At 54.9% G+C, this 24,887-nt stretch carries 28 protein-coding genes; 24 read left to right on the top strand and 4 right to left on the bottom strand.

The genetic code is table 11. The features are described from left to right. Positions 1-12 precede the first annotated feature (12 nt). A complete protein-coding gene (locus tag DK872_RS12410) occupies positions 13-996 on the top strand; it encodes a 5-bromo-4-chloroindolyl phosphate hydrolysis family protein (RefSeq protein ID WP_161518410.1) in 984 nt (327 codons plus the stop codon). A 39-nt stretch (positions 997-1,035) separates the two neighbouring features. Here the strand turns inward: DK872_RS12410 and DK872_RS12405 are convergent, their stop codons facing one another. Then, complete coding sequence (locus DK872_RS12405) at positions 1,036-1,758, bottom strand: NUDIX domain-containing protein (RefSeq protein WP_072439608.1); 723 nt, start codon at positions 1,756-1,758, stop codon at positions 1,036-1,038. Positions 1,759-1,954: 196 nt separating this feature from the next. Here DK872_RS12405 and prs point away from each other — a divergent pair, with 196 nt between their 5' ends. From prs to mdcH, 10 genes are all read left to right on the top strand, one after another. Further along, entirely contained in the window at positions 1,955-2,815 is an 861-nt protein-coding gene (gene prs, locus DK872_RS12400; protein WP_007369779.1) for a ribose-phosphate diphosphokinase, read from the top strand. Positions 2,816-2,828: 13 nt separating this feature from the next. After that, positions 2,829-4,319 carry a nicotinate phosphoribosyltransferase gene (locus tag DK872_RS12395; RefSeq protein ID WP_161518409.1) on the top strand — a complete coding sequence of 497 codons (1,491 nt, stop codon included), beginning with the start codon at positions 2,829-2,831 and terminating at the stop codon, positions 4,317-4,319. Positions 4,320-4,521: 202 nt separating this feature from the next. Continuing rightward, a complete protein-coding gene (mdcA, locus tag DK872_RS12390; protein WP_043956313.1) occupies positions 4,522-6,177 on the top strand; it encodes a malonate decarboxylase subunit alpha in 1,656 nt (551 codons plus the stop codon). Next, on the top strand, positions 6,177-7,034 hold the full coding sequence (locus tag DK872_RS12385; RefSeq protein ID WP_161518408.1) for a triphosphoribosyl-dephospho-CoA synthase: 858 nt from the start codon (positions 6,177-6,179) through the stop codon (positions 7,032-7,034). The genes mdcA and DK872_RS12385 overlap by 1 nt, the downstream gene beginning before the upstream one ends. A gap of 9 nt (positions 7,035-7,043) precedes the next feature. Continuing rightward, complete coding sequence (mdcC, locus tag DK872_RS12380; RefSeq protein ID WP_035888973.1) at positions 7,044-7,343, top strand: malonate decarboxylase acyl carrier protein; 300 nt, start codon at positions 7,044-7,046, stop codon at positions 7,341-7,343. Further along, the gene (locus tag DK872_RS12375) at positions 7,336-8,172 is read left to right on the top strand and encodes a biotin-independent malonate decarboxylase subunit beta (protein ID WP_035888974.1); all 837 of its coding nucleotides are present in this window, start codon (positions 7,336-7,338) and stop codon (positions 8,170-8,172) included. The genes mdcC and DK872_RS12375 overlap by 8 nt, the downstream gene beginning before the upstream one ends. After that, positions 8,169-8,969: a biotin-independent malonate decarboxylase subunit gamma gene (gene mdcE / locus DK872_RS12370; RefSeq protein WP_007369785.1), complete on the top strand. Its 801-nt coding sequence runs from the start codon at positions 8,169-8,171 to the stop codon at positions 8,967-8,969. Before DK872_RS12375 ends, mdcE begins: the two co-directional genes overlap by 4 nt. Before the next feature lie 128 nt (positions 8,970-9,097). Beyond that, a complete protein-coding gene (locus DK872_RS12365; protein ID WP_035888975.1) occupies positions 9,098-10,057 on the top strand; it encodes an AEC family transporter in 960 nt (319 codons plus the stop codon). A gap of 2 nt (positions 10,058-10,059) precedes the next feature. Beyond that, positions 10,060-10,677 carry a malonate decarboxylase holo-ACP synthase gene (locus DK872_RS12360; protein WP_007369787.1) on the top strand — a complete coding sequence of 206 codons (618 nt, stop codon included), beginning with the start codon at positions 10,060-10,062 and terminating at the stop codon, positions 10,675-10,677. Further along, positions 10,677-11,573, top strand: coding sequence for a malonate decarboxylase subunit epsilon (gene mdcH, locus DK872_RS12355; RefSeq protein WP_007369788.1), 897 nt, complete (start codon positions 10,677-10,679; stop codon positions 11,571-11,573). Before DK872_RS12360 ends, mdcH begins: the two co-directional genes overlap by 1 nt. Before the next feature lie 112 nt (positions 11,574-11,685). Here the strand turns inward: mdcH and DK872_RS12350 are convergent, their stop codons facing one another. Together DK872_RS12350 and DK872_RS12345 are read right to left on the bottom strand one after the other, a co-directional pair. Then, complete coding sequence (locus tag DK872_RS12350) at positions 11,686-12,618, bottom strand: LysR family transcriptional regulator (protein WP_007369790.1); 933 nt, start codon at positions 12,616-12,618, stop codon at positions 11,686-11,688. A gap of 27 nt (positions 12,619-12,645) precedes the next feature. Further along, entirely contained in the window at positions 12,646-14,550 is a 1,905-nt protein-coding gene (locus tag DK872_RS12345) for an ABC transporter ATP-binding protein (protein WP_149288222.1), read from the bottom strand. 175 nt (positions 14,551-14,725) lie between these two features. On the opposite strand from DK872_RS12345, the gene kefG reads away from it, so the two are divergent. The 4 genes from kefG to slyD all read left to right on the top strand — a co-directional run bounded on the left by kefG (position 14,726) and on the right by slyD (position 17,978). Next, positions 14,726-15,280, top strand: coding sequence for a glutathione-regulated potassium-efflux system ancillary protein KefG (gene kefG, locus DK872_RS12340; protein WP_161518407.1), 555 nt, complete (start codon positions 14,726-14,728; stop codon positions 15,278-15,280). Continuing rightward, a complete protein-coding gene (gene kefB / locus DK872_RS12335) occupies positions 15,280-17,085 on the top strand; it encodes a glutathione-regulated potassium-efflux system protein KefB (protein WP_035888979.1) in 1,806 nt (601 codons plus the stop codon). Before kefG ends, kefB begins: the two co-directional genes overlap by 1 nt. A gap of 10 nt (positions 17,086-17,095) precedes the next feature. Then, positions 17,096-17,296 carry a YheV family putative zinc ribbon protein gene (locus tag DK872_RS12330; RefSeq protein WP_007369794.1) on the top strand — a complete coding sequence of 67 codons (201 nt, stop codon included), beginning with the start codon at positions 17,096-17,098 and terminating at the stop codon, positions 17,294-17,296. A 94-nt stretch (positions 17,297-17,390) separates the two neighbouring features. Further along, positions 17,391-17,978, top strand: coding sequence for a peptidylprolyl isomerase (slyD, locus tag DK872_RS12325; protein ID WP_007369795.1), 588 nt, complete (start codon positions 17,391-17,393; stop codon positions 17,976-17,978). A gap of 162 nt (positions 17,979-18,140) precedes the next feature. Here slyD and DK872_RS12320 read toward each other — a convergent pair whose 3' ends face one another. Next, a complete protein-coding gene (locus DK872_RS12320; RefSeq protein ID WP_007369796.1) occupies positions 18,141-18,359 on the bottom strand; it encodes a protein SlyX in 219 nt (72 codons plus the stop codon). Positions 18,360-18,596: 237 nt separating this feature from the next. Between DK872_RS12320 and fkpA the strand changes: the two genes are divergently transcribed. The 9 genes from fkpA to DK872_RS12275 form a co-directional block, all read left to right on the top strand. Further along, complete coding sequence (fkpA, locus tag DK872_RS12315; protein WP_035888980.1) at positions 18,597-19,466, top strand: FKBP-type peptidyl-prolyl cis-trans isomerase; 870 nt, start codon at positions 18,597-18,599, stop codon at positions 19,464-19,466. 151 nt (positions 19,467-19,617) lie between these two features. Next, positions 19,618-20,340, top strand: coding sequence for a transcriptional regulator (locus DK872_RS12310; RefSeq protein WP_007369798.1), 723 nt, complete (start codon positions 19,618-19,620; stop codon positions 20,338-20,340). After that, positions 20,340-20,726: a sulfurtransferase complex subunit TusD gene (tusD, locus tag DK872_RS12305; protein WP_072439624.1), complete on the top strand. Its 387-nt coding sequence runs from the start codon at positions 20,340-20,342 to the stop codon at positions 20,724-20,726. Before DK872_RS12310 ends, tusD begins: the two co-directional genes overlap by 1 nt. Continuing rightward, on the top strand, positions 20,726-21,085 hold the full coding sequence (gene tusC / locus DK872_RS12300; RefSeq protein ID WP_007369800.1) for a sulfurtransferase complex subunit TusC: 360 nt from the start codon (positions 20,726-20,728) through the stop codon (positions 21,083-21,085). The genes tusD and tusC overlap by 1 nt, the downstream gene beginning before the upstream one ends. 7 nt (positions 21,086-21,092) lie before the next feature. Beyond that, on the top strand, positions 21,093-21,380 hold the full coding sequence (gene tusB, locus DK872_RS12295) for a sulfurtransferase complex subunit TusB (protein ID WP_035888982.1): 288 nt from the start codon (positions 21,093-21,095) through the stop codon (positions 21,378-21,380). Positions 21,381-21,504: 124 nt separating this feature from the next. Then, the gene (rpsL, locus tag DK872_RS12290) at positions 21,505-21,879 is read left to right on the top strand and encodes a 30S ribosomal protein S12 (RefSeq protein WP_000246815.1); all 375 of its coding nucleotides are present in this window, start codon (positions 21,505-21,507) and stop codon (positions 21,877-21,879) included. Between the two features lie 97 nt (positions 21,880-21,976). Then, a complete protein-coding gene (rpsG, locus tag DK872_RS12285; RefSeq protein ID WP_007369802.1) occupies positions 21,977-22,447 on the top strand; it encodes a 30S ribosomal protein S7 in 471 nt (156 codons plus the stop codon). A 98-nt stretch (positions 22,448-22,545) separates the two neighbouring features. After that, the gene (gene fusA / locus DK872_RS12280; protein WP_007369803.1) at positions 22,546-24,660 is read left to right on the top strand and encodes an elongation factor G; all 2,115 of its coding nucleotides are present in this window, start codon (positions 22,546-22,548) and stop codon (positions 24,658-24,660) included. A gap of 69 nt (positions 24,661-24,729) precedes the next feature. Beyond that, positions 24,730-24,887 (top strand): GTP-binding protein (locus DK872_RS12275; protein ID WP_227507214.1); only part of this gene is annotated, 158 nt, incomplete at its 3' end.

Genomic DNA, 24,887 nt, shown 5'->3' with positions numbered 1-24,887 from the left:
GGGAGAAAGACGATGTTCGATAAAGCAGGAACGCGGCTGGATACTATTTACAGCAAGCGTTTGAATCGGGTCGCTCTCCAGCTACTTATGTTTTTCATTGGAGCGATGTATGCCACTTATTTTGCTCCGTACGCCACGCAGGCTAATACAGGGCTGGGTAGTGAAGCGGGCGGGATAGAAACGAGCTTCGCTGCGGTGGACTGGTTTTGTTTTATTTTGCTCTGCCGCACGTTGTTCTTCGATTGTATCGCGCTGTGTGTCGGGATGCTGGCGGGCTTTTGCTGGCTTTTTGTGGGCGATGCGGTAGCGCTGCCATTTTGGGCAGGAACAATGGCGCTGTTGGTGCACATCTACAGAAGCGGGTGGAGCAAACTGGGTAAAATCCACATCTGGTATCTGTTTTTATGGTTCTCGGCCGCGTTGAAGTATGGCTCGATCTATGAATACACCGCACATCCTGTTTACCTGACGCTGTTTGCCTTGTTATTTGCCGGATACCTCCTGTACGAGCTGGCGCTGAAAGTTAACGCCCGCAGGCAACAGGACCGGTTGGCAATGTTTGCCGAAGCGGAAAGAGAGAAAGAAAAACTGGCTGATTCGGATAAAGTGCTGGTGCAGCGGATATCTCGTCTGGAACAAATCAGCGATTTGCCAGGGCCGCTACTGGTCGAGCTCGCTCAAATCATTCATTCGGCGCAGCAGATTGTGGTGTGCATGAAGACTGACGAGCGAGATGAAGTGTCCGGACGGAGATTTTTGGAGCGCTACTTGCCGGGCGTTGAAATGATCGTCACGCAGGGGCAGTCCCTTTCAAAGCAGTTGATAGACGATGAGTTGCGCCGAAAGACGACAGAAGATCAACTGGATATGTTGATCCGCTTAAGAAGTGCTTTTCATCAGCAGCATCAGGCGCTACTGGAAAACGACACGGACGATTTTGATTCAGAGCTCAGAACGCTGGACAAACTTCTTAAAACAGACGGCTATGTGAAATAAAAGCGCGCCTGCACCCGCAATAGCGTGGGTGCAGGTATGTTACCCATCCGCCAGTAAATTCCGTGTAAAAAGATGAATGTCGGCGTCCGGTTTGCGTCGCCACAAACGCGCTTTACGCGCGCCGGTCGCCACGCTCTGACCCGTCTCTTCAAACATGCCAGAAGCTTCAAAGCGGCGGATCAAACTTTTACGCTGAATAGGCTGACCAAGAATGATTTCGGTCGCTTCCTGCAATTGCGCCTGGGTAAACGTCTCCGGCAAACAATAAACCGGCAGTAACGAGTACATGGTTTTCTGACGCAGCCGGTGCAGCGCCGCCTGAATAATATCGCGGTGATCAAATGCCAGCTCAATGGTATCCAGCTCGCTGACGGGCGCCCATTTCGCATCACTCACACTGGCAATATGCGGCGCACAAGAAACCCATGAAATCAGCGCGTACCAGGCGATAGTCAGGCTCCAGCCGCGTGGATCTCGCTGTGGGCCGGAAAAGGTATCGAGCTGTTCCAGCCAGGAGGGAGAGACGCCGGTTTTTTCCGTGAGTTTGCGCAGCGCTGTGGTGCGCGTGGAATCATCCTGTGCCATGTCGATAAACCCACCGGGCAATCCCCAGCGCCCTTGCTGCGGCTGGCTTGCACGCTTTACCAATAGCACGCAAAGCACCTGCTGATGCACGGTAAACAGCACACTATCCACCGTCACCAGTGGTGAGGGAAAACGGCTGGCATCATAAGCTTCCAGGTACTCTGCTTCGCTGATCATGGCTCTCTCGCTCCTTTTTACACGTCACAAGTTTATCAGCCTGCCCTGGAGCGGCAAGCTAACTTTTATCAGCTTAATTTTCAGCGAGTTAACTTGTTATTTCGTGGTAATTGGAAAAAACGCTTGCCTTAATAGTGTCTCATGGACAATATTAAAAGTGTCCAAGGGACATTAATGAGTTAAAGCGAGGTGAATGATGGCGAGCAGAATCGAATTAGTGATTGATAATGAGCAGGTTGAGATTAGCCATGGCGTCTTTCCCGATGGCGCTGTATGGCTAAAAGTGGCCGGTAAACTTCCCTCATTCGCCCTGCATATGCGGGTACGTGTCGCCGCCATGCGCGATATGAACGACTTTATGTTACTGGCACAACTGGTGGATGCCGTGCGCCATGTTACCGATATCGCAGTGAGCCATCTGGAGCTGGCATGGTTGCCGTGGGCACGTCAGGACCGCCATATGGTGGCAGGTGACAGCTTCGCACTGAAGGTTTTTGCCGACCAGCTCAATACCCTGAATTTCGACAAAGTGTATATCCTCGACCCGCACAGCGATGCTGCGGCGGCAGCCATCAAGAACTGCGTAGTGATTGCGCAGGAAAGTGGCCTAATGCAGAGCGAAACGCTGCGTCGCGCCATAGGCAAGGGCGAGCTGATGCTGGTCGCGCCGGACGCCGGTGCGCTGAAGAAAATCCACAACGTGGCAAAAGCCAGCGGCGCGCAAAGCTACGCCATCCTGACGAAAGAACGTGATGTTGCAACAGGAAATCTTACGGGGTTTGCGTTGGTGGCTGGTGATGTGGCGGGCAAAGATGTGCTGATCGTTGATGACCTTTGCGATGCGGGCGGCACCTTTATCGGCTCAGCGCAGGTGCTGCGCGATGCCGGGGCTCGCAGTGTCAGTCTGTATGTCACGCACGGCGTCTTCTCCAAAGGGGTCGAACACTTGCTGAATAATGGCATTGACGCAATTTACACCACCACCTCCTTCACCTCGCCTGAGCTTGCAGACCCGCGAGTTGAACTGATCGACATCAACACTATTTTCCGCGCTTAAGGGAGCCAACATTATGAAAATCAATCCCATTCTGGCTATCGACGGTTATAAAGTTTCGCACCGTGTGCAATACCCGCAGGGAACAACTCAGGTTTATTCCAACTTTACCCCGCGCAGCGACCGCTTTTTCCAGTCTCCCGTTGCGGATGGCAAGCTGGTGTTTTTCGGCCTGCAAGGCTTTCTGAAGTGGTTTATGGTTGATTTGTTCAATGCCGACTTTTTTACCCGCCAGGAAGATGACGTCGTCAATGAATATAAGCAGGTGATGGATAATTATCTCGGCAGGGATGTCGTGGCGGTCGATCATATTCGCGCGCTGCATCGTTTGGGGTATCTGCCGCTGCACATAAAGTCGCTGGATGAAGGCAGTAAAGTGCCAATGAAAGTCCCGGTTTTGACGATTACCAACACCCGTGAGGAGTTTTTCTGGCTGGTGAACTACCTGGAAACTGTGCTCTCCGCTGAATTATGGAAAGCCTCCACCAACGCCACCATTGCCCACCACTACCGTAAAATTTGTCAGCAGTGGGCAGAGAAAACCTGCACCGATTTATCGCATCTGGATTTCCAGTGTCACGACTTCTCTTTTCGCGGCATGGCCGGTCTCCACGATACGGCGCAGGCTGGGGCCGGTCACCTGCTGAGTTTCAAAGGTACCGACAGCATTCCGTCGCTGCTGTATGTCCGCGATCACTACACTGGCGGTGAAGAGTACTTTATTGGTGCCAGCATTCCCGCTACTGAACACAGCGTGATGTGCATGGGTGAACACGATCATGAAATCGAAACGTTCCGACGTCTGATTGCCGATATTTATCCGCAGGGATTTGTTTCTATCGTATCGGATACCTGGGATTACTGGCGTGTACTGACGGAATACACCAGGGAATTGAAACAGATCATTCTCCACCGTGAGGGACGCGTGGTGTTCCGCCCGGACAGCGGCGATCCGGTAGAGATCCTTTGCGGGACGGGGGCAGATAATGACATGCATCCGGAACGCAGCCCGGAAGAGAAAGGTTCGGTAGAGGTGCTGTGGGAAATCTTTGGCGGCACGATTAATGAGAAAGGTTACAAAGTGCTGGATCCGCATGTTGGCCTGATTTATGGGGACTCCATCACCCTGGCGCGTGCGAATGAGATCCTGCGCCGTCTGGAAGCCAAAGGTTTTGCCAGCTCCAACGTGGTGTTTGGCGTCGGTTCCTTTACTTATCAGTACAACACCCGTGACACCTTCGGTTTCGCGATGAAAGCGACCTGGGGAGCGGTAAACGGCGAAGGACGCATGATTTTTAAAGAGCCGAAAACCGATAATGGTCTGAAACGTTCGGCGCGGGGACTACTGCGCGTGGAGCGCGATGCGCAGGGGGAACTGCAACTGTATGATGAACAGCGTTGGGAGCAGGAAAAAGGCGGTGAACTGAAAACGCGCTTCCTTGATGGCAAACTCTATCAAACGGAGCATTTCGAGCAGATTCGCCAGCGTCTGGCCAGCCAGCGCTAATCTTTCGTTGGCGGTACGTTCCGTACCGCCATAATACTTTTCTTATCTGGCGAAACTGATCCACATCACAGATTGTTTCGTTGATTATTACTCCCAGGCTAATGATTTCGTCGCCTCCTTAATTGATGCCTTTCTCAGCAAAGCGCACACTGAGTTCAGTGTTAAGCAAGTCAAAATGATGAGCTGAATCAGGAGGTTAACAATGTTATCTGGGCAAACGCCAGCACAGGTATGGAACACGCGGCGCAGCGAGAAACAGCGTCGCCTGGCGTCCATTCCCGTGCAGGGCAAGGTACTGCCGACCGGCGACCTTGTCGCCATGCTGGAAAAACTGATCGCCCCCGGCGACCGTGTCGTTCTCGAAGGGAACAACCAAAAGCAGGCGGATTTTCTCTCCCGCTCGCTGGCTGAAGTCAATCCGCAGAAAGTGCATGATCTGCATATGATTATGCCGAGCGTCGGCCGTAGCGAACATCTTGATATCTTCGAAAAAGGCATCGCGCGCAAGCTCGATTTCTCTTTCTCCGGTACGCAGAGTCTGCGCATTTCGCAGCTGCTGGAAGATGGTCTGCTGGAAATCGGCGCCATCCACACTTACATCGAACTTTACTCCCGCCTGTATGTTGACCTGTGCCCGAATGTGGCACTGATTGCCGGTTACAAAGCCGACCGTAAAGGTAACCTCTACACCGGCCCCAGCACCGAAGATACGCCGGCGCTGGTGGAAGCCGCTGCGTTCCGCGACGGTATTGTCATTGCGCAGGTTAACGAACTGGTGGATGACGAATGCGATCTGCCGCGTGTCGATATTCCTGGCTCGTGGATCGACTACGTAGTGGTAGCGGACAAACCGTTCTTTATCGAACCGTTGTTTACCCGCGATCCGCGTTTGATCAAACAAGAACACATCCTGATGGCGATGATGGCGATTAAAGGCATCTACGCAGAGCATCAGGTGCAGTCGCTGAACCACGGTATCGGTTTCAACACCGCGGCGATTGAACTCCTGCTGCCGACTTACGGCGAACAGCTCGGCCTGAAAGGCAAAATCTGTAAACACTGGACGCTGAACCCGCATCCGACGCTGATCCCGGCGATTGAGAGCGGCTGGGTGGAAAGCGTGCACTGCTTCGGCGGCGAGCTGGGGATGGAAGAGTATATCCGCGCGCGTCCGGACGTGTTCTTCACCGGTTCTGATGGTTCAATGCGTTCCAACCGTGCGTTCTGCCAGTTAGCAGGTCAGTACGCGGTGGATATGTTTATCGGCTCCACGCTGCAGGTTGATGGCCTGGCGAACTCCTCCACGGTTACTCGTGGTCGTCTCTCTGGCTTCGGCGGCGCGCCAAACATGGGGCATGACCCGCACGGTCGTCGCCATGCAACACCTGCCTGGCTGAATATGATCACCGAACCGGATCCGATGCAACGCGGTAAAAAACTGGTCGTGCAGATGGTTGAAACCTTCCAGGCCGGGGCGAAACCGACCTTTGTGGAAAAACTCGACGCTGTTGAAGTGGCGAAAACCTCCGGCATGCCGTTGGCACCCGTCATGATCTATGGCGATGACGTGACTCACGTGCTCACCGAAGAGGGGATTGCTTACCTCTATCGTGCGGAAAGCATCGAAGAGCGCCGCGCGATGGTGGCGGCGGTGGCCGGTATCACCGATATCGGTCTGGGTGTTGACGCCAAACGCGTGGCGCAACTTCGTCAGAGTGGCAAAGTGGTTTACCCGGAAGATATGGGCATTCGTCGTACTGATGCCACCCGTTCGTTGCTGGCAGCCAGCAGCGTGGCGGATCTGGTGGAATGGTCCGGCGGTCTTTACAACCCACCTGCGAAATTCCGGAGCTGGTAATGAAACTTCTGCCACGGATTGAAGCTGAAGGCGGTGCCGATTGGCTGGCGCGAGCCGCCACGCAGAGTCTGATTGACGAAGCACGATTAAGCCCCAAGCCCGGTCTGGTGGACAGTCGGGGGAGCGGCGCGCACCACGATTTAACGCTTGAACTGATGGAGCGTTCCGCGCACAGCCTGACCCCCACGTTTCAGGCGCTGGCGCAACAGAGCTGGTTACGGCCGGTAGATGTGGCGCTCAGACAAACCATCGGGCGATTGGGCCGCGAAGGCGAGCAGCAGATGATGGCGGCAACTGGCGGTGTGAATACGCATCGTGGCGCGATTTGGGCGCTGGGGTTGCTGGTCAGCGCTGTGGCGATGCTCGGCGGCAGCGGCACGGCTGAGGCGATTACCGCCACCGCCGCAAAGCTGGCGCAACTGCCGGACGAGGCCGCGCCGAAAGTGTTCAGTAAAGGGCTGCGTGCTACCCATCGTTACCGGGTGCCCGGCGCGCGCGAAGAAGCGCAGCAGGCGTTTCCACACATCATGAAGCTGGCACTGCCGCAGTTGCAGCAAAGCCGCCAGCGCGGCGGCAGCGAAACTGCCGCACGGCTGGATGCGTTGATGGCGATCATGACCTCGCTCAGCGATACCTGTGTTTTATCGCGCGCCGGTCTGGAAGGGCTGGAGACGATGCGTGAAGGCGCACGGAATGTGTTGCAGGCAGGCGGTGTTGCCCATCCGCACGGCTGGCAAGCGCTGGTCAACCTCGACAGGCAAATGCTGGCGCTGAACGCTTCACCCGGCGGCGCGGCGGATTTACTGGCCGCCACACTGTTTCTCGATCGCCTGACCACGCCTTATTTAGCGAATTAAGAGGAAGTTATGGAACATATCACGATCACTGTGCCTGCCGGCCGCGTATTGCGCGGTAAAGCACTGGCAGGCGTTGTGGGCTCCGGGGATATGGAGGTGTTATTCACCGCCGACCAGGGGCAGACACTGACAATCGATATCACCACCTCCGTGGATAACAGCCGTGGACGTTGGGAAGCGCTGTTCACCCGTCTGGGGCTGGTCAGCACGTTACCTGCCGGCCAGCTTGTGATTCACGATTTCGGCGCGACGCCCGGTGTGGCGCGCATCCGTATCGAACAGGTATTCGAAGAGGTGAGCTATGCGTGACGATCGCAGTTTTATCGAACTCAAAGCGCGTCAACGCGCGCAGGCGCTGCTGGATGAAGGCAGCTACCGCGAATTGTTGGATCCGTTCGAGGGCATTATCTCCCCGTGGTTAGGGCCGCAGGGTATTGTTCCGCAGGCGGATGACGGCATGGTTGTCGCCAAAGGCACCATCAATGGTCAACCGGCTGTCGTCGTGGCGATTGAAGGCGCGTTCCAGGGCGGCAGCATGGGCGAAGTCTCCGGCGCGAAAATGGCGGCGGCGCTGGAACTGGCGGCAGAAGATAACCGCAAAGGGATCCCGACGCAGGCCGTTCTGTGTCTTGAAACCGGCGGCGTGCGCTTGCAGGAAGCCAACCTCGGCCTGGCGGCGATTGCCGATATTCATGCGGCGATCGTTGACCTGCGTCGTTATACCCCGGTTGTCGGTATTGTTGCCGGCACGGTGGGCTGCTTTGGCGGGATGTCTATCGCCGCCGCGCTGTGCAGTTATCTGATTGTGACCCGCGAAGCGCGTCTCGGTCTGAACGGCCCGCAGGTGATTGAGCAGGAAGCGGGGATTGAAGAGTACGACTCCCGCGACCGTCCGTTTATCTGGAGCATGACCGGCGGTGAAGTGCGTTATCGCAGCGGGCTGGTGGATGCGCTGGTCGGCGACGGCGTGAACGCGGTGAAAAACGCGATGAATGACGCCATTGCCAAAGGCGTTCCGGCGAAACACCGCACCGATAACTACGACGATTATCTGCAACGTCTGACCCGGTTCGACACCCGTAAACAAGCGGATGCTGAACAGATCAACGCGTTATTTGCCGGGGAGGGTAAAGCATGAGTACGACAGTCAGCCGTGGTGCCTTATGGCTGGAAAAACTGGCACCGAATGCGCAACGTCTGAGCGGGCTTTGCCCGTCCGTACAGGCCGCTGATGGTCAGGTGAACGGTGAAGCGGTGCGTTTTATCGCTGTGGTACCGGACGCCAACAACCACTATCCGCGCGCCGCGAAAGGCGAAGTCGGTTTGCTGGAAGGCTGGACGCTGGCGAAAGTGGTCAGCGAAACGGTCGCTGCCGATGCGAACAGCAGCGTGAAACGCCCGATCATTGCGGTGATTGACGTGCCAAGCCAGGCTTACGGCCGTCGTGAAGAGGCATTTGGTATTCACCAGGCGCTGGCTGGCGCGGCTGCGGCGTATGCCAATGCGCGCCTGGCGGGCCACCCGGTGATTGGTCTGATCGTCGGTAAAGCGATGTCCGGGGCGTTTCTGGCCCACGGCTACCAGGCCAACCGCCTGATCGCCTTTAACGATTCCGGTGTGTTGATCCACGCGATGGGTAAAGACTCGGCGGCGCGCATTACGCTGCGTACCGTGGAAGCGCTGGAAAAACTGGCGGCGACCATTCCGCCGATGGCCTACGACATTAGCAACTATGCCACGCTGGGGCTGCTGTCGGATCTGCTGAACATCAGCAATCCGGATGCGCCTTCAGAAAGCGATCTGACGCAGGTGAAGAACACTCTGCAACAGGCAATCAAAGACGCTCGTCAGGACACCACGTTGAAAAACCGTCTGGGTGCTGACAACCGCCGCAGCTCCGCTCTTGTGCGCGAACGCATGAAAGCAAGCTGGTAAGTAAAAAAAAGAAACCTGCCAGATAGCAAACCCGTGGGCGCGTACGCCGCGCCCACGCGGCATTCTGCATCTGAAAATAATAACCATCGCGCTATTTCTCTTTTTTCTTAAAGGCTTATAGGTGATCTATGACTTATGTAATTGTTCATGCCCTCGCACCCATTTTTGTCATCATGCTGTTGGGTTTCTGGGCAGGGAAGGCCAAAATGGTCGACAACAAGAACGTTTCCCTGCTGAATATCTTCGTAATGGACTTTGCCCTGCCCGCCGCGCTGTTTAGCGCGACCGTACAAACGCCGTGGGCCGGTATCATCGCCCAGTCGCCGCTGATTGTGGTGCTGGTTCTCGCTATGTGGATCACCTACGCGGCTATCTACTTCCTGGCGGTCTCTGTCTTCAAAAAATCGCCGCAGGATGCTGCAGTATTAACCCTGACAGTGGCGCTGCCGAACTACGCGGCGCTGGGTCTGCCGATCCTCGGTAGCGTTCTGGGCGAAGGGTCTGCAACGTCTCTTTCCGTCGCGGTTTCTATTGCCTGTGGTTCGGTACTGATGACGCCGTTCTGCCTGCTGATCCTCGAACGTGAAAAAGCGCGTGCAGAAGGCGGCAACACAGGTTCTACGCTGGCAATGCTGCCGGTGCTGATGTGGCGTTCGGTGAAAAAACCGATTGTCTGGGGCCCGCTGCTGGGGGTTGTGCTTTCAGCGTTTGGCCTCAAAATGCCGGAATTGCTGCTGGCTTCTATCAAACCGCTTGGCCTGGCTGCGACCGCTGCGGCGCTGTTCCTGACCGGTGTGATCCTCTCAGCGCGTAAACTCGCCATCAACACTATGGTTATTTCTGCCACGATCACCAAGCTGCTGATCCAGCCTGCTATTGCCTGGGGGATTGTGCTGGTGCTGGGCCTGCATGGCTCTGTCGCTATCACCGCGATCCTGATGATTGCGCTGGCGGCTGGTTTCTTCGGCGTGGTATTTGGTAACCGCTTTGGCGTGCAGTCGCCGGATGCGGAAGCGGTACTGCTGTTAAGTTCCGTACTGTGTATCCTGTCGCTGCCGCTGTTTATCTCGCTGACTTCAGGAATGTAATCATGACCACAACATTACGCCCGCACGATCTTCTCTGGCCTGGCGCACGCGATGCGCTGGAAGGGGTAACTGAACCCTGGGTCGATGAAGTGTGGCACGCCGGTTTACCGGTAGTGGTGCGGCGTGATGTTGTTCAGGGCGATCGAATCCCCGTTGGCGTGCGCGGTTTACGACGCGATCAGCGCGCTGCGGGGTGGGTGAGATCAGAGCGCATTACCCGCATTGTCTCACCAGAGCAGCTTGTCGCACCGCTGGCGCTGCTTCGTTCCCCCTTTATTTCTCAGCCGCCGGTGCAACTGGCTTTGCAACTGGCGCAGCAGAACTGGCCGTGGATATGGGGCGTGACCGGCAGCACCGGCTACGCGCTGGCGACAGGCATTCCGGTTATCCATGCGACCAGCGATCTTGACCTGCTGATCCGCGCTCCGCAGCCGCTTTCTCCCGATGATCTTTTACGCTGGCAACAGCAACTGAGCGGTGGATTGTGCCGGGCGGATACCCAGATTGAGACGCCGAATGGCGGTTTTGCGCTGGCGGAGTGGTTACGCGATGGGCGGGCAATGCTGAAAACCAATCATGGGCCGCGGCTGGTCAGCGATCCGTGGTACAGGGAGGCGTAATGAAAATTCTGTTTACCTTTCCGGGGCAGGGGACGCAGCGTCCCGGCATGTTACAGGGGCTGCCCGGCACAGAACTGGCGCAAGCGCGTGAAATATTAGGCGCGGAAGTGGATGCGCTTGATACGCCGCAGGCATTAGAACATACGCGTGCCGTACAACTGGCACTGCTGATTTCCGGTGTTGCCTGGGCGCGGGAATTACAGCGCCGGGGCATGATAGTGGATATCACCTGTGGATTATCGATTGGCGCATTTCCTGCCGCTGTGGTGGCTGGAGCGCTGGATTTCCACGATGCCTTGCAGCTTGTCGCGTTGCGCGGCGACTTAATGGAACAGGCCTGGCCGCACGGGTACGGTCTGACGGCGATTATGGGGCTGACGCTGCCTGTCGTGGAAACGCTGCTCGAAGGGAGCGGGGCGTATATTGCCAACCTGAACGCGGAAACGCAGATTGTTATCGCCGGTAGTGATGACGCGATGGCGCTGGTCGCGCAGCGTGCGCTGGCCAAAGGCGCGAACAAAGCGCAGCGTCTGGCGGTCAGCGTGCCTTCGCATTGTGAACTGCTGGCTGCGCCCGCGGAAAAACTGGCGCAGGCCTTTACTCACATCGCGCTGAACCGGCCGCAATGCGCTTATTTAAGCGGCAGTACTGGCCGTGTGCTGTGGCAGCCGGAAAAAATTGCTGACGATTTGGCGCGTAATATGGCGCGCACCGTGCGCTGGCAGGAGGCGATGGTTGCCGCGAATGAACGTGACGCAAGGCTGGCGATTGAGATGCCGCCGGGCGGCATTCTGACCTGTCTGACGCGCCAGGCGGCATGGAACGGTGAATGCATTTCGCTGGAAAGAAGTGGTGCGGATGTTGCGCTGCATCTGGCTAAGCGGCTTCGGGGGTAAGTTTGCGCTCCGCTTGTCGGGCCTGCAGGCTGGCGAACGGTTTACAGGGAAGATTGATTGCCTGATAGCGCCGATCTTTGCCGGATAAGGTGCAGGCGCTATCCGGCAAAGATCAGGCGCTATCTCCCAGACTGCGGGCGTACATTCGCCCTTCGGCTGCCAGCGCCAGTAAATTGGGATCGTGCTCGCGGTTGCGGGCGAAGACAATAGCGATCAACTGCTGCATCTGATACGGCTCGGCGAGACGCAGTAACTGCAAGGAGCTTTCGTATACTTTTTTCATTCTTCCCGGCATCAGGGAAAAACCCACGCCCGCCTGCACCAGGCTGAGCATGGAAAAGATGTCGTTAACACGGGTGACGATTTCCGGCTCGAACCCGGCAATATGAAACGCTTCCTGAAACCCGGCGTAAGTGGCGAACCCTTCGGCCAGCGAGACAAATTTTTGCGTACGATAATCGCGCAGATCGGCAAAGTCGTCGCTCTTCAGCGTGGCGCTGGCTGGCGCAGCAAGAAAGATATCGTCATGAAACAGCGGCAGCATTTCGAAATTATTGTGGTCGAGTTCGCTGCCGGAGATTGAGATGAGGATGGCATCGAGCGTCCCCTCTTCCAGCATATGCAGCAGCGCCTCGTTTGACCCCATGGTCAGATCCATTTCCAGGTCCGGACGGCGCAACTTCATGCCCATAATAAGCCTCGGCACGGTTTCCAGCGTCAGCGAGTAAAGCGTACCGACACGTAAACGACCCTGACCGACGCCCGCCGTTTTCCGCGCTTCATCCAGCCCGCGCTCCATCAACTGCATGACTTCCTGGCAATACTCCATAAGCGTCCAGGCGGCAGGAAGGGGGATCAGATTGCGCCCTTTATGCACGAATAGCGGGCAACGCACATTTTCTTCCAGCGTGTGCAGCGCGCGATGCACACTGACGCCGCTCAGGTTAAGGGTTTCCGCCGCGCGGGCGATATTTCCCTTTTCCATAAACGCCATGAAAATGCCCAGCTTGCGAAACGTAATGTCGTTGGTGATATCCAGATTCATAACTCTCTCGCCCGCTGTTATCGCCAGTTATTCCCCTTGCAGCATCGCTTCCAGCTGCTCGTGCGCTTCAAGCCATGCCATTTCACACTCTTCCAGACCGGCTTTCGCCGTCGCCTGTTGTTGCAGGCAGGTGGTCAGTTCGGCTTTACGGCTTTGATCGTACAACCCGCTATCGCCGAGCTTCTCTTCGGCTTGCGCCAACTGTGCATTCAGCTTTTCCATCTCTTTTTCCAGCCGGGCGATCTCTTTACGCAGCGGCTGGGTTTGTGTGCGCAGTTCCGCTTCGCGGCGTTTTTGATCTTTACGTGCCTGAGCGCTGTTGCCGTTATCTTTTGCACCTTCCGCGGGCTGACTTTCCTGCTTCTGCACGTCGCTCAGCCATTGCTGGTAATCTTCCAGATCGCCTTCAAACGGCTCCACTTTGCCGTCGTGTACCAGGTAGAGATCGTCAGTGGTGGAGCGTAACAGGTGACGATCGTGCGAGACGACGACCAGCGCGCCTTCGAACTCGATCAACGCTTCGGTCAGCGCCTGGCGCATATCAAGATCCAGGTGGTTGGTCGGTTCATCAAGCAGTAGCAGGTTCGGGCGCTGCCAGACGATCAGCGCCAGCACCAGCCGCGCTTTTTCGCCTCCGGAGAAGCGTTCCGTCACTTCGGTAACCTTGTCGCCCTGAAAGCCGAAACCGCCGAGATAATCGCGCAGCTTCTGTTCCAGCTCCTGCGGTGCCAGGCGCGCCAGGTGTTGCAGCGGCGACTCATCCGCGCGTAAAAATTCCAGTTGATGCTGGGCGAAATAACCCAGTTTGATGCCTTTCGCCAGGCCGATTTCACCGCTTTGCGGCACCAGTTCACCGGCTAACATTTTGATCAGCGTCGATTTACCTGCACCGTTGCGCCCCAGAAGGCCAATACGCGAACCGGGTACCAGGTTCAGTTTGATGGCATTCAGAATGGTGCGATCGCCATAACCCGCGCTCACTTTTTCCATTTTCAATAACGGGTTCGGCAGGCTTTCCGGCGCGCGGAAGCTGAAATGGAACGGATTATCGACGTGCGCTGGCGCAATCAGCTCCATGCGTTCAAGCATTTTGATACGGCTCTGCGCCTGTTTGGCTTTGCTGGCTTTCGCTTTGAAGCGATCAATAAAGCTTTGCAGGTGCGCCACGCGTAGCTGCTGGCTTTCGTAAGTGGCCTGCTGCTGGGCGAGACGCGTTGCACGCTGACGCTCGAACGAACTGTAGTTGCCGGTATATTCGAACAGGCTTTGTTGTTCAATATGCAGAATTTTGTCGACCACCGGATCGAGGAAATCGCGGTCGTGGGAGATCAGGATCAGCGTGCCCTGATAGCTCTTCAACCACTTCTCCAGCCAGATCACTGCGTCCAGATCCAGGTGGTTCGTCGGTTCATCGAGCAGCAGTAAATCTGAACGGCAAATCAGCGCCTGCGCGAGGTTCAGACGCATGCGCCAACCGCCGGAGAAGTCGCTCACCGGGCGATCGAGTTGCTCGTTGGTAAAGCCCAGCCCGTGCAACAGGCTGGAAGCGCGGGAACGAATAGTCCAGGCGTCAATGGCATCGAGTTTGCCGTGTACCGTGGCGATGGCATGGCCGTCGTTGCGCTCGTTGGCACTGTTCAGCTCGGCTTCCAGTTTGCGATATTCACGATCGCCGTCTATCACATAGTCTATCGCCGCCTCGTTCAGGGCCGGGGTTTCCTGATTCACCCACGCCAGTTGCCAGGTGCCGGGAAACGTGACGCTGCCGCCATCGGCGCTCATCTCGTTTTTCAGCAGCGACAGCAGCGTTGATTTGCCGCAGCCGTTTTTACCCACCAGACCGACTTTCTGGCCCGGGTTAATGGTGGCCGTGGCGTTATCCAGCAGGACACGCACACCGCGACGAATTTGTAACGAGGAGAAAACAATCATAAGGCGCCGTATGTTCAGACTATGTTAATTTGTCATTATGATAATGTAAGGTTACGGCCTAATGCCGTACCGGGGCCGCAATGGTAGCCCAAAATGAAGGCGATAGACAAAATCATTCTGGGCGGGCAAAAGCGGCCGCGCCGGAAGAATAACAGGTACGACACCCGGGAGGGGAATGATGTCGCAGACAGCCAAAGTGTTGCTGCTGTATGCCCATCCGGAATCTCAGGACTCGGTGGCTAATCGGGTTTTGCTTAAACCGGCAATGCAGCTCCAAAACGTCATGGTGCACGATCTCTACGCGCGCTATCCTGATTTCTTTATCGATATTCCTCGTGAACAGGCGTTGTTGCGCGAGCATGACGTGATCGTCTTCCAGCACCCGCTGTATACCTACAGCTGCCCGGCATTACTCAAAGAGTGGTTGGATCGCGTGTTAAGCCGCGGTTTTGCCAGCGGTATTGGTGGGAATCAACTGGCGGGAAAGTACTGGCGTAGCGTGGTCACCACCGGTGAGCCGGAGGCGGCTTATCGTCATGATGGCCTGAATCGCTACTCAATGAATGACATTCTGCGCCCGTTTGAGCTGACCGCCGCCATGTGCCGTATGCACTGGCTTAGCCCGATCATTGTTTATTGGGCGCGCAGGCAGCCGCCGCAGGAACTGGCAAATCATGCCAAAGCTTACGGCGACTGGCTGGCTTCGCCCCTGCCGCCAGGAGGCCGCTGATGGAAGGTTCCACGCTGTTACTGGCTGGTGTGCTGTTTCTCTTCGCTGCCGTCGTCGCCGTACCGCTGGCCGCCCGGCTTGGTATTGGGGCTGTGCTTGGTTATTTGTTGGCGGGGATAGCCATTGGCCCGTGGGGGCTGGGGTTTATCAGCGACGTTGACGAAATCCTTCATTTCTCCGAGCTGGGCGTGGTGTTCCTGATGTTTATCATCGGGCTGGAGCTGAATCCGGCCAAGCTCTGGGAATTGCGGCGCTCGATTTTCGGCGTCGGTGCCGCGCAGGTGCTGCTGAGCGCGGCGATTCTGGCCGGATTGCTGATGTTGACGCAATTCGCCTGGCAGGCCGCTGTGATTGGCGGTATTGGTCTTGCGATGTCATCGACGGCGATGGCGCTGCAGCTGATGCGCGATAAAGGCATGAATCGCAGCGAATCCGGGCAACTGGGTTTTTCTGTGTTGCTGTTTCAGGATCTGGCGGTGATCCCGGCGCTGGCGCTGGTGCCGCTGCTGGCAGGAAATGGCGACGATCACCTTGACTGGATGAAGGTCGGAATAAAGGTGCTGGCCTTTGCGGGTATGTTGATTGGCGGGCGTTACCTGCTGCGCCCGGTATTTCGCTTTATCGCCGGTTCAGGTGTACGCGAGGTTTTTACTGCAGCAACGCTGTTGCTGGTGCTCGGTTCGGCGCTGTTTATGGATGCACTGGGGCTGTCGATGGCGCTAGGCACCTTTATTGCCGGAGTGCTGCTGGCGGAGAGTGAATATCGCCACGAACTGGAAATCGCTATTGAGCCGTTTAAAGGTTTACTGCTCGGTCTGTTCTTTATTTCTGTCGGTATGGCCCTGAATCTGGGTGTGCTTTACACCCACTTGCTATGGGTGGTGATGAGCGTCGCAGTGCTGGTGGCGATCAAAACGCTGGTGCTGTACGTGCTGGCGCGTGTGTATGGGCTGCGCAGCTCGGAGCGGATGCAGTTTGCTGGCGTGCTTAGCCAGGGGGGAGAGTTTGCGTTTGTGCTCTTCTCTTCGGCATCGTCCCAGCGCTTGTTTCAGCACGATCAGATGGCGCTGTTGTTGGTGACCGTCACCCTGTCGATGATGACCACGCCGTTGCTGATGCGCGGCATCGATAAGCTGCTCTCATGGCGCTTTAACACGCCGGAAGATGAAGACGAAGCGCCGTGGGTGGAAGATGACAAACCGCAGGTGATTGTCGTCGGGTTTGGTCGCTTTGGTCAGGTGATTGGCCGCCTGCTGATGGCGAACAAGATGCGTATTACCGTGCTGGAACGGGATATCAGCGCCGTTAACCTGATGCGTAAGTACGGTTATAAAGTTTATTACGGCGATGCGACGCAGGTGGAGCTGTTGCGCTCGGCGGGCGCGGAATCAGCGCAATCCATCGTCATTACCTGCAACGATCCGCTGGATACGATGAAACTGGTGGAAATCTGTCAGCAACATTTCCCGCATCTGGCTATTTTGGCGCGGGCGCGTGGACGCGTGGAAGCGCACGAGCTGTTGCAGGCCGGTGTGACGCAGTTTTCCCGCGAAACCTTCTCCAGCGCGCTTGAACTGGGGCGTAAGGCACTTATTTCGCTGGGGATGCACCCTCACCAGGCGCAGCGCGCGCAACTGCATTTTAAACGGCTGGATATGCGTATGCTGCGCGAACTGATGCCGGTGCATACCGATACGCTACAAATTTCCCGCGTACGCGAAGCGCGGCGCGAGCTGGAGGAGATTTTCCAGCGTGAAATGCAACAAGAGCGTCGCCAGCTGGATGGCTGGGACGAGTTTGAATAAGGGGATTCGAATGGCTGTACGTAAACGTTTTATTGCCGGGGCGGTCTGTCCGTCATGCCAGGCGAAGGATTCGCTGGCGATGTGGCGTGAAAATAATGTCGATATAGTTGAGTGTGTTAAGTGCGGACACCAGATGCGTGAAGCCGATAAAGAGGCCCGCGATCATGTTCGCAAAGATGAGCAAGTTATTGGGATTTTTCATCCGGACTAGCCATATCGGGCAGCTTTTTTTAAGCTAAAGGGTACACGGGTGCAGAATTCCGCTACAATCTGCGCCAGTAATTTTCCCACGCTCAGGAGATATCATGAAAGTAGCAAAAGACCTGGTGGTCAGCCTGGCTTACCAGGTACGTACAGAAGACGGTGTGTTGGTTGATGAGTCTCCGGTGAGTGCGCCGCTGGACTACCTGCACGGTCACGGTTCCCTGATCTCTGGTCTGGAAAACGCGCTGGATGGTCACGAAGTCGGCGATAAATTCGATGTGGCGGTTGGCGCGAACGACGCTTACGGTCAGTACGATGAAAACCTGGTGCAGCGCGTACCGAAAGACGTCTTTATGGGCGTTGATGAATTGCAGGTTGGCATGCGCTTCCTGGCGGAAACCGACCAGGGTCCGGTACCAGTAGAAATTACCGAAGTCGAAGACGACCACGTTGTGGTTGATGGCAACCACATGCTGGCTGGCCAGAACCTGAAATTCAACGTTGAAGTTGTCGCGATCCGCGAAGCGACTGAAGAAGAACTGGCTCATGGCCACGTTCACGGTGCGCATGGCCACGATCATGACCACGACCACGATCACGACGGTTGCTGCGGTGGTCACGGCCACGATCATGGTCACGACCATGGTAAAGGCGGTTGCGGTGGTAACGGCGGCTGCGGTTGCCACTAATAAAATCCCATCGTCTTTCGCACTGCTGGTGCGTTGGTTTCACTTTCAAACCCCGGTCACATAGTTTTCTATGCTCCCGGGGATTTCAAGTTTGCCGCCTGCCTGCAACACGAAATATTAGGGATTTATGCACTGAGCGGGGAAACCCGCTTTTTTTACGCCCTAATAATGGGGCGGCGGTGTTTCTTCTGATGGCGACGCCATATGGGAAGGCTGGCTGGCCTTGAGTTTTTCTGCCATTAGTCGCAGATGCTCGCGCAGCTTTGCCATCTCCAGTTCGTGGGCAATAACCGTCTGGTTTAGCTCTTCGATTGTCATCTCCTGAAAAGCCAGTCTGCTCTCCAGTTCAGCCAGTCGCGCTTCTGTTGTTAGCTCTTGCATTCTTCACCTCGGGTCTGCTTCCGGCTCAAATTTCATAAACCGGGCGAATTTTACTGAAGTTTGTCATGCGGTACAGCATTACGTCAGAAAATCAGAAACTAATTTAAACAAAAATAGTCAGAAAACAGGTGAATTCGGGTAGTGTCCTTATGTTGATTTCTACCGCAACGCTTTATAGTACGCTTCTTACTTAATGTTTAACCCTGGGGCGAGATGCCCCGACCCCTGGAGAAATGGATGAAATCACTGTTTAAAGTCACGCTGCTGGCGACCACAATGGCCGTTGCCCTTCATGCGCCGATCTCTTTCGCTGCGGAGACTGCGAAGAAAGAGACTGCCACTGCAGCTGACAGCAAAGCGGCATTTAAAAATGACGACCAGAAATCTGCTTATGCGCTGGGCGCATCTCTGGGCCGCTACATGGAAAACTCCCTGAAAGAGCAGGAAAAACTGGGCATCAAACTGGACAAAGCCCAGTTGATCGCTGGCGTTCAGGACGCGTTTGCTGATAAGAGCAAACTGAGCGACCAGGAAATTGAACAAACGCTGCAAGCGTTCGAAACGCGTGTGAAAACTGCCGCGCAAGAACGTATGGAGAAAGACGCTGCTGACAACGAAGCGAAAGGTAAAACCTTCCGTGACACCTTCGCCAAAGAGAAAGGTGTGAAAACGTCTGATACCGGCCTGCTGTACAAAGTCGAAAAAGAAGGGACTGGTGATGCGCCGAAAGACAGCGACACTGTCGTTGTAAACTACAAAGGTACGCTGATTGACGGTAAAGAGTTCGATAACTCCTATACCCGTGGCGAACCGCTCTCCTTCCGCCTCGACGGCGTGATCCCGGGCTGGACTGAAGGTCTGAAAAACATCAAGAAAGGCGGCAAAATCAAGCTGGTGATCCCACCGGCTCTGGCTTACGGTAAAACTGGCGTTCCGGGTATTCCGGCTAACTCCACGCTGGTGTTTGACGTAGAGCTGCTGGATATCAAACCGGCTCCGAAAGCTGATGCCGCAGCGCCGAAAGCGGAAGCTGGCGCGTCAGATGCGGCTCCGGCCGCTGCAGATCAGCCTGCTGATGCGAAGGCTGCCGATACTGGCACGAAGTAACAGTATGAAAAAACGCCGCCTCCGGGCGGCGTTTTTTTTTGTAGTAAGGATATAATCTTAACGTACGATGTATTAATTTATATCCCCATATAAATAATGAGCCTGCCCTGAAAAGTTAACGACAGGCTCCTGAAAAGGAGTGTTTTTTTTCATGTCCAGGTCGCTATTAACCAACGAAACCAGTGAACTTGATTTACTGGATCAACGTCCTTTCGATCAGACCGACTTCGATATCCTTAAATCCTACGAGGCGGTGGTGGACGGGTTAGCGATGCTCATTGGCTCACACTGCGAAATCGTTCTGCACTCCCTGCAAGACCTGAAATGTTCCGCTATCCGCATTGCGAACGGCGAACACACAGGACGTAAAATTGGCTCGCCGATTACCGACCTTGCCCTGCGCATGCTGCACGATATGACCGGTGCCGACAGTAGCGTCTCCAAATGCTACTTCACGCGCGCGAAAAGCGGCGTGCTGATGAAGTCAGTGACTATCGCTATCCGTAACCGCGATCATCGGGTGATTGGCCTGCTGTGCATCAACATGAACCTTGATGTGCCGTTCTCGCAAATCATGAACACCTTTATTCCGCCGGAAACTCCGGATGTTGGCTCGGCCGTTAACTTTGCATCCTCGGTAGAGGATCTGGTGATGCAGACGCTGGAGTTCACCATCGAAGAGGTTAATGCCGATCGCAACGTTTCCAATAATGCCAAGAATCGCCAGATTGTGCTGAACCTTTATGAGAAAGGCATCTTCGACATTAAAGACGCGATTAACCAGGTTGCCGATCGCCTGAATATCTCGAAACATACTGTTTACCTTTACATCCGCCAGTTCAAAAGCGGTGATTTTTCCGGACAGGATCGTTAATGCGTTTTGCCCTGATGGTCACCGGCCCGGCGTACGGCACTCAGCAAGCCAGTAGCGCTTATCAATTTGCGCTGGCGTTGCTGGAAGCCGGACATACGCTGAGCAGCGTTTTCTTCTATCGTGAAGGGGTGAATAACGCGAATGCGCTTACGGCACCTGCCAGCGATGAGTTTGACCTTGTGCGCGCCTGGCAGCGCTTGCATGATGAACAGCAGGTTGAACTGCATATCTGTGTCGCTGCCGCACTGCGCCGTGGTGTGGTTGATGATAATGAAGCTGAGCGATTAGCGCTGCCTGCCGCGAATTTACAGGCAGGTTTTTCACTTACCGGGTTGGGCGCGCTGGCCGAAGCCGCGATCTCCTGTGATCGGGTGGTGCAGTTTTGATGAAGCGCATCGCATTTGTCTTTACTTCCGCGCCGCACGGTTCATCCTCCGGGCGCGAAGGGTTGGATGCCTTACTCGCTACCTCAGCATTCACTGACGAGATTGGCGTATTTTTTATCGGCGATGGCGTGTTTCAGCTATTAGCCGGGCAGCAGCCGGATGCGATTCTGGCGCGCGATTACATCGCCACCTTTAAAGTCCTTCCTTTGTACGACATCGAACAGTGTTGGCTGTGTGCGGCCTCGCTACGCGAACGCGGTCTCGGCGAGGAGACGGCTTTCGTCTTGCCTGCGCAACAGCTGGAGCCGGAAGCGCTGCGTGAACAGCTTGATGAGTACACTGTCGTACTGACGTTTTGAGGCGCCTATGCTGCATACTCTGTCCCACTCTCCCTGGCAATGCGATATGACGGCGCTGTTGCGCATGTTGCGCTCTGGCGATGATGTACTGCTGTTATCGGATGGCGTCACGGCGGCGCTGGAAGGCAGTCGTTATATTGCTTTATTGCTAAATGCCCCCATAACCATTCATGCGTTAAATGATGATGTGCACGCACGCGGATTGAGTGGTCAAATTTCGAGCAGTGTTGTCAGGGTTGGCTATACTGATTTCGTTAGCCTGACGGTAAAACACGCCGTTCAGATGCATTGGTAATGTGGGATCGCTGTATATTTCTTGACACCTTTTAAGCACAGCCATAAAATTCTGCGTCCTCATATTATATGAGGTCGTTTTATTACGTGTTTACGAAGCAAAAGCTAAAACCAGGAGCTATTTAATGGCAACAGTTAACCAGCTGGTACGCAAACCACGCGCTCGCAAAGTTGCAAAAAGCAACGTGCCTGCGCTGGAAGCATGCCCGCAAAAACGTGGTGTATGTACTCGCGTATATACTACCACCCCGAAAAAACCGAACTCCGCACTGCGTAAAGTATGCCGTGTTCGTTTAACTAACGGTTTCGAAGTGACTTCCTACATCGGTGGTGAAGGTCACAACCTGCAGGAGCACTCCGTGATCCTGATCCGTGGCGGTCGTGTTAAAGACCTCCCGGGTGTTCGTTACCACACTGTTCGTGGCGCGCTCGACTGCTCTGGTGTTAAAGACCGTAAGCAGGCTCGCTCCAAGTACGGCGTGAAGCGTCCTAAGGCTTAATGGTTCTCCGTTAAGTAAGGCCAAACTGTTTTAACTTTAATGTCAAACTAAACTCTTAGAGTTTTGGACAATCCTGAATTAACAACGGAGTATTTCCATGCCACGTCGTCGTGTTATTGGTCAGCGTAAAATTCTGCCGGATCCGAAGTTCGGATCAGAACTGCTGGCTAAATTTGTAAATATCCTGATGGTAGACGGTAAAAAATCTACTGCAGAAGCAATCGTATACAGCGCGCTGGAGACCCTGGCTCAGCGTTCTGGTAAAAATGAACTGGAAGCTTTCGAAGTAGCCCTCGAAAACGTGCGCCCGACTGTCGAAGTTAAGTCTCGCCGCGTTGGTGGTTCTACTTATCAGGTTCCGGTTGAAGTTCGTCCGGTTCGTCGTAATGCCCTGGCAATGCGTTGGATCGTTGAAGCTGCTCGTAAACGCGGTGATAAATCCATGGCTCTGCGCCTGGCGAACGAACTTTCTGATGCTGCGGACAACAAAGGTACCGCAGTTAAGAAACGTGAAGACGTTCACCGTATGGCCGAAGCCAACAAGGCGTTCGCACACTACCGTTGGTAATCCCTTCGGAGTTTTAGTCACCAGGCGGGCGCTTCCAGTAAGTCGCCCGCCGTTTGGCAACTTAAATCTGAGCGCCTAAGAGACAAACGAGGAATCAAATGGCTCGTACAACACCCATCGCACGTTACCGTAACATCGGTATCAGTGCGCACATCGACGCCGGTAAAACCACGACTACCGAACGTATTCTGTTCTACACCGGTGTAAACCACAAAATCGGTGAAGTTCATGACGGCGCCGCAACCATGGACTGGATGGAGCAGGAGCAGGAGCGTGGTATTACCATTACCTCCGCAGCAACTACTGCATTCTGGTCTGGTATGGCGAAGCAGTATGAACCGCATCGCGTAAACATCATCGACACCCCGGGGCACGTTGACTTCACTATCGAAGTAGAACGTTCCATGCGTGTTCTTGACGGTGCGGTAATGGTTTACTGCGCAGTTGGTGGTGTTCAGCCGCAGTCTGAAACCGTATGGCGTCAGGCTAACAAATATAAAGTTCCGCGCATCGCGTTCGTTAACAAAATGGACCGTATGGGCGCCAACTTCCTGAAAGTTGTTGGTCAGATCAAAACCCGTCTGGGCGCGAACCCGGTTCCGCTGCAGCTGGCAATTGGTGCTGAAGAAGGTTTCACCGGTGTTGTTGACCTGGTGAAAATGAAAGCCATCAACTGGAACGATGCAGACCAGGGCGTAACCTTCGAATACGAAGATATCCCGGCTGACATGCAGGATCTGGCTGACGAATGGCACCAGAACCTGATCGAATCCGCTGCTGAAGCTTCTGAAGAGCTGATGGAGAAATACCTGGGTGGTGAAGAACTGACTGAAGCGGAAATCAAATCTGCTCTGCGTCAGCGCGTTCTGAACAACGAAATCATCCTGGTAACCTGTGGTTCTGCGTTCAAGAACAAAGGCGTTCAGGCGATGCTGGATGCGGTAGTTGACTACCTGCCGTCCCCGACTGACGTACCTGCGATCAACGGTATTCTGGATGACGGTAAAGATACTCCGGCTGAGCGTCACGCAAGCGACGAAGAGCCGTTCTCTGCTCTGGCGTTCAAAATTGCTACCGACCCGTTCGTTGGTAACCTGACCTTCTTCCGCGTGTACTCTGGTGTGGTTAACTCTGGTGATACCATCCTGAACTCCGTGAAATCTGCACGTGAGCGTTTCGGTCGTATCGTTCAGATGCACGCTAACAAGCGTGAAGAGATCAAAGAAGTTCGTGCAGGCGATATCGCTGCTGCTATCGGTCTGAAAGACGTGACCACTGGTGACACTCTGTGTGACCCGGATCACCCGATCATTCTGGAACGTATGGAATTCCCGGAACCGGTAATCTCCATCGCAGTAGAACCGAAAACCAAAGCTGACCAGGAAAAAATGGGTCTGGCTCTGGGCCGTCTGGCGAAAGAAGACCCGTCATTCCGCGTATGGACTGACGAAGAATCTAACCAGACCATCATCGCCGGTATGGGTGAGCTGCACCTCGACATCATCGTTGACCGTATGAAACGTGAATTCAACGTTGAAGCGAACGTCGGTAAACCTCAGGTTGCTTACCGTGAAGCGATTCGCGCGAAAGTTACCGATATCGAAGGTAAACACGCGAAACAGTCTGGTGGTCGCGGTCAGTACGGTCATGTTGTTATCGACATGTACCCGCTGGAGCCGGGCTCTAACCCGAAAGGTTACGAGTTCATCAACGACATCAAAGGTGGTGTAATTCCTGGCGAATACATCCCGGCCGTTGATAAAGGCATCCAGGAACAACTGAAGTCTGGCCCGCTGGCTGGTTACCCGGTAGTAGATATGGGTGTTCGTCTGCACTTCGGTTCTTACCATGACGTTGACTCCTCTGAACTGGCGTTTAAACTGGCTGCGTCTATTGCCTTTAAAGAAGGCTTTAAGAAAGCAAAACCAGTTCTGCTTGAGCCGATCATGAAGGTTGAAGTAGAAACTCCGGAAGAGAACACCGGTGACGTTATCGGTGACTTGAGCCGTCGTCGCGGTATGCTGCGCGGTCAGGAATCTGAAGTCACTGGCGTTAAGATTCATGCTGAAGTGCCGCTGTCTGAAATGTTCGGATACGCAACCCAACTGCGTTCTCTGACCAAGGGTCGTGCATCATACACTATGGAATTCCTGAAGTATGATGATGCACCGAACAACGTTGCTCAGGCCGTAATCGAAGCCCGTGGTAAATAAGCCTCAGGGTTAAAACCAAAGTCCGTGCTCTCTCCTGAAGGGGAGAGCGCTATAGTAAGGAATAAAGCCGTGTCTAAAGAAAAATTTGAACGTACAAAACCGCACGTTAACGTCGGCACAATCGGCCACGTTGACCATGGTAAAACTACCCTGACTGCTGCAATCACTACCGTTCTGGCAAAAACCTACGGTGGTTCTGCCCGCGCATTCGATCAGATCGATAACGC

The organism is Kosakonia sp. MH5 (assembly GCF_009935945.1).
Taxonomy (GTDB): Bacteria; Pseudomonadota; Gammaproteobacteria; order Enterobacterales; family Enterobacteriaceae; genus Kosakonia; species Kosakonia radicincitans.
Note: the sequence above shows the minus strand (reverse complement) of the source record. Positions and strands in the feature narration are given on the sequence as shown.

Coding starts and splice junctions, on each gene's coding strand:
- DK872_RS12395 (WP_161518409.1), top strand. CDS start 2,829: ATGAAAATCAATCCCATTCTGGCTATCGACGGTTATAAAGTTTCGCAC.
- DK872_RS12410 (WP_161518410.1), top strand. CDS start 13: ATGTTCGATAAAGCAGGAACGCGGCTGGATACTATTTACAGCAAGCGT.
- rpsG (WP_007369802.1), top strand. CDS start 21,977: ATGCCACGTCGTCGTGTTATTGGTCAGCGTAAAATTCTGCCGGATCCG.
- fusA (WP_007369803.1), top strand. CDS start 22,546: ATGGCTCGTACAACACCCATCGCACGTTACCGTAACATCGGTATCAGT.
- mdcH (WP_007369788.1), top strand. CDS start 10,677: ATGAAAATTCTGTTTACCTTTCCGGGGCAGGGGACGCAGCGTCCCGGC.
- DK872_RS12360 (WP_007369787.1), top strand. CDS start 10,060: ATGACCACAACATTACGCCCGCACGATCTTCTCTGGCCTGGCGCACGC.
- tusC (WP_007369800.1), top strand. CDS start 20,726: ATGAAGCGCATCGCATTTGTCTTTACTTCCGCGCCGCACGGTTCATCC.
- tusD (WP_072439624.1), top strand. CDS start 20,340: ATGCGTTTTGCCCTGATGGTCACCGGCCCGGCGTACGGCACTCAGCAA.
- DK872_RS12405 (WP_072439608.1), bottom strand. CDS start 1,758: ATGATCAGCGAAGCAGAGTACCTGGAAGCTTATGATGCCAGCCGTTTT.
- rpsL (WP_000246815.1), top strand. CDS start 21,505: ATGGCAACAGTTAACCAGCTGGTACGCAAACCACGCGCTCGCAAAGTT.
- kefB (WP_035888979.1), top strand. CDS start 15,280: ATGGAAGGTTCCACGCTGTTACTGGCTGGTGTGCTGTTTCTCTTCGCT.
- mdcA (WP_043956313.1), top strand. CDS start 4,522: ATGTTATCTGGGCAAACGCCAGCACAGGTATGGAACACGCGGCGCAGC.
- DK872_RS12375 (WP_035888974.1), top strand. CDS start 7,336: ATGCGTGACGATCGCAGTTTTATCGAACTCAAAGCGCGTCAACGCGCG.
- DK872_RS12345 (WP_149288222.1), bottom strand. CDS start 14,550: ATGATTGTTTTCTCCTCGTTACAAATTCGTCGCGGTGTGCGTGTCCTG.
- prs (WP_007369779.1), top strand. CDS start 1,955: ATGGCGAGCAGAATCGAATTAGTGATTGATAATGAGCAGGTTGAGATT.
- DK872_RS12365 (WP_035888975.1), top strand. CDS start 9,098: ATGACTTATGTAATTGTTCATGCCCTCGCACCCATTTTTGTCATCATG.
- DK872_RS12385 (WP_161518408.1), top strand. CDS start 6,177: ATGAAACTTCTGCCACGGATTGAAGCTGAAGGCGGTGCCGATTGGCTG.
- kefG (WP_161518407.1), top strand. CDS start 14,726: ATGATGTCGCAGACAGCCAAAGTGTTGCTGCTGTATGCCCATCCGGAA.
- slyD (WP_007369795.1), top strand. CDS start 17,391: ATGAAAGTAGCAAAAGACCTGGTGGTCAGCCTGGCTTACCAGGTACGT.
- fkpA (WP_035888980.1), top strand. CDS start 18,597: ATGAAATCACTGTTTAAAGTCACGCTGCTGGCGACCACAATGGCCGTT.
- DK872_RS12350 (WP_007369790.1), bottom strand. CDS start 12,618: ATGAATCTGGATATCACCAACGACATTACGTTTCGCAAGCTGGGCATT.
- tusB (WP_035888982.1), top strand. CDS start 21,093: ATGCTGCATACTCTGTCCCACTCTCCCTGGCAATGCGATATGACGGCG.
- DK872_RS12330 (WP_007369794.1), top strand. CDS start 17,096: ATGGCTGTACGTAAACGTTTTATTGCCGGGGCGGTCTGTCCGTCATGC.
- DK872_RS12310 (WP_007369798.1), top strand. CDS start 19,618: ATGTCCAGGTCGCTATTAACCAACGAAACCAGTGAACTTGATTTACTG.
- mdcE (WP_007369785.1), top strand. CDS start 8,169: ATGAGTACGACAGTCAGCCGTGGTGCCTTATGGCTGGAAAAACTGGCA.
- mdcC (WP_035888973.1), top strand. CDS start 7,044: ATGGAACATATCACGATCACTGTGCCTGCCGGCCGCGTATTGCGCGGT.
- DK872_RS12320 (WP_007369796.1), bottom strand. CDS start 18,359: ATGCAAGAGCTAACAACAGAAGCGCGACTGGCTGAACTGGAGAGCAGA.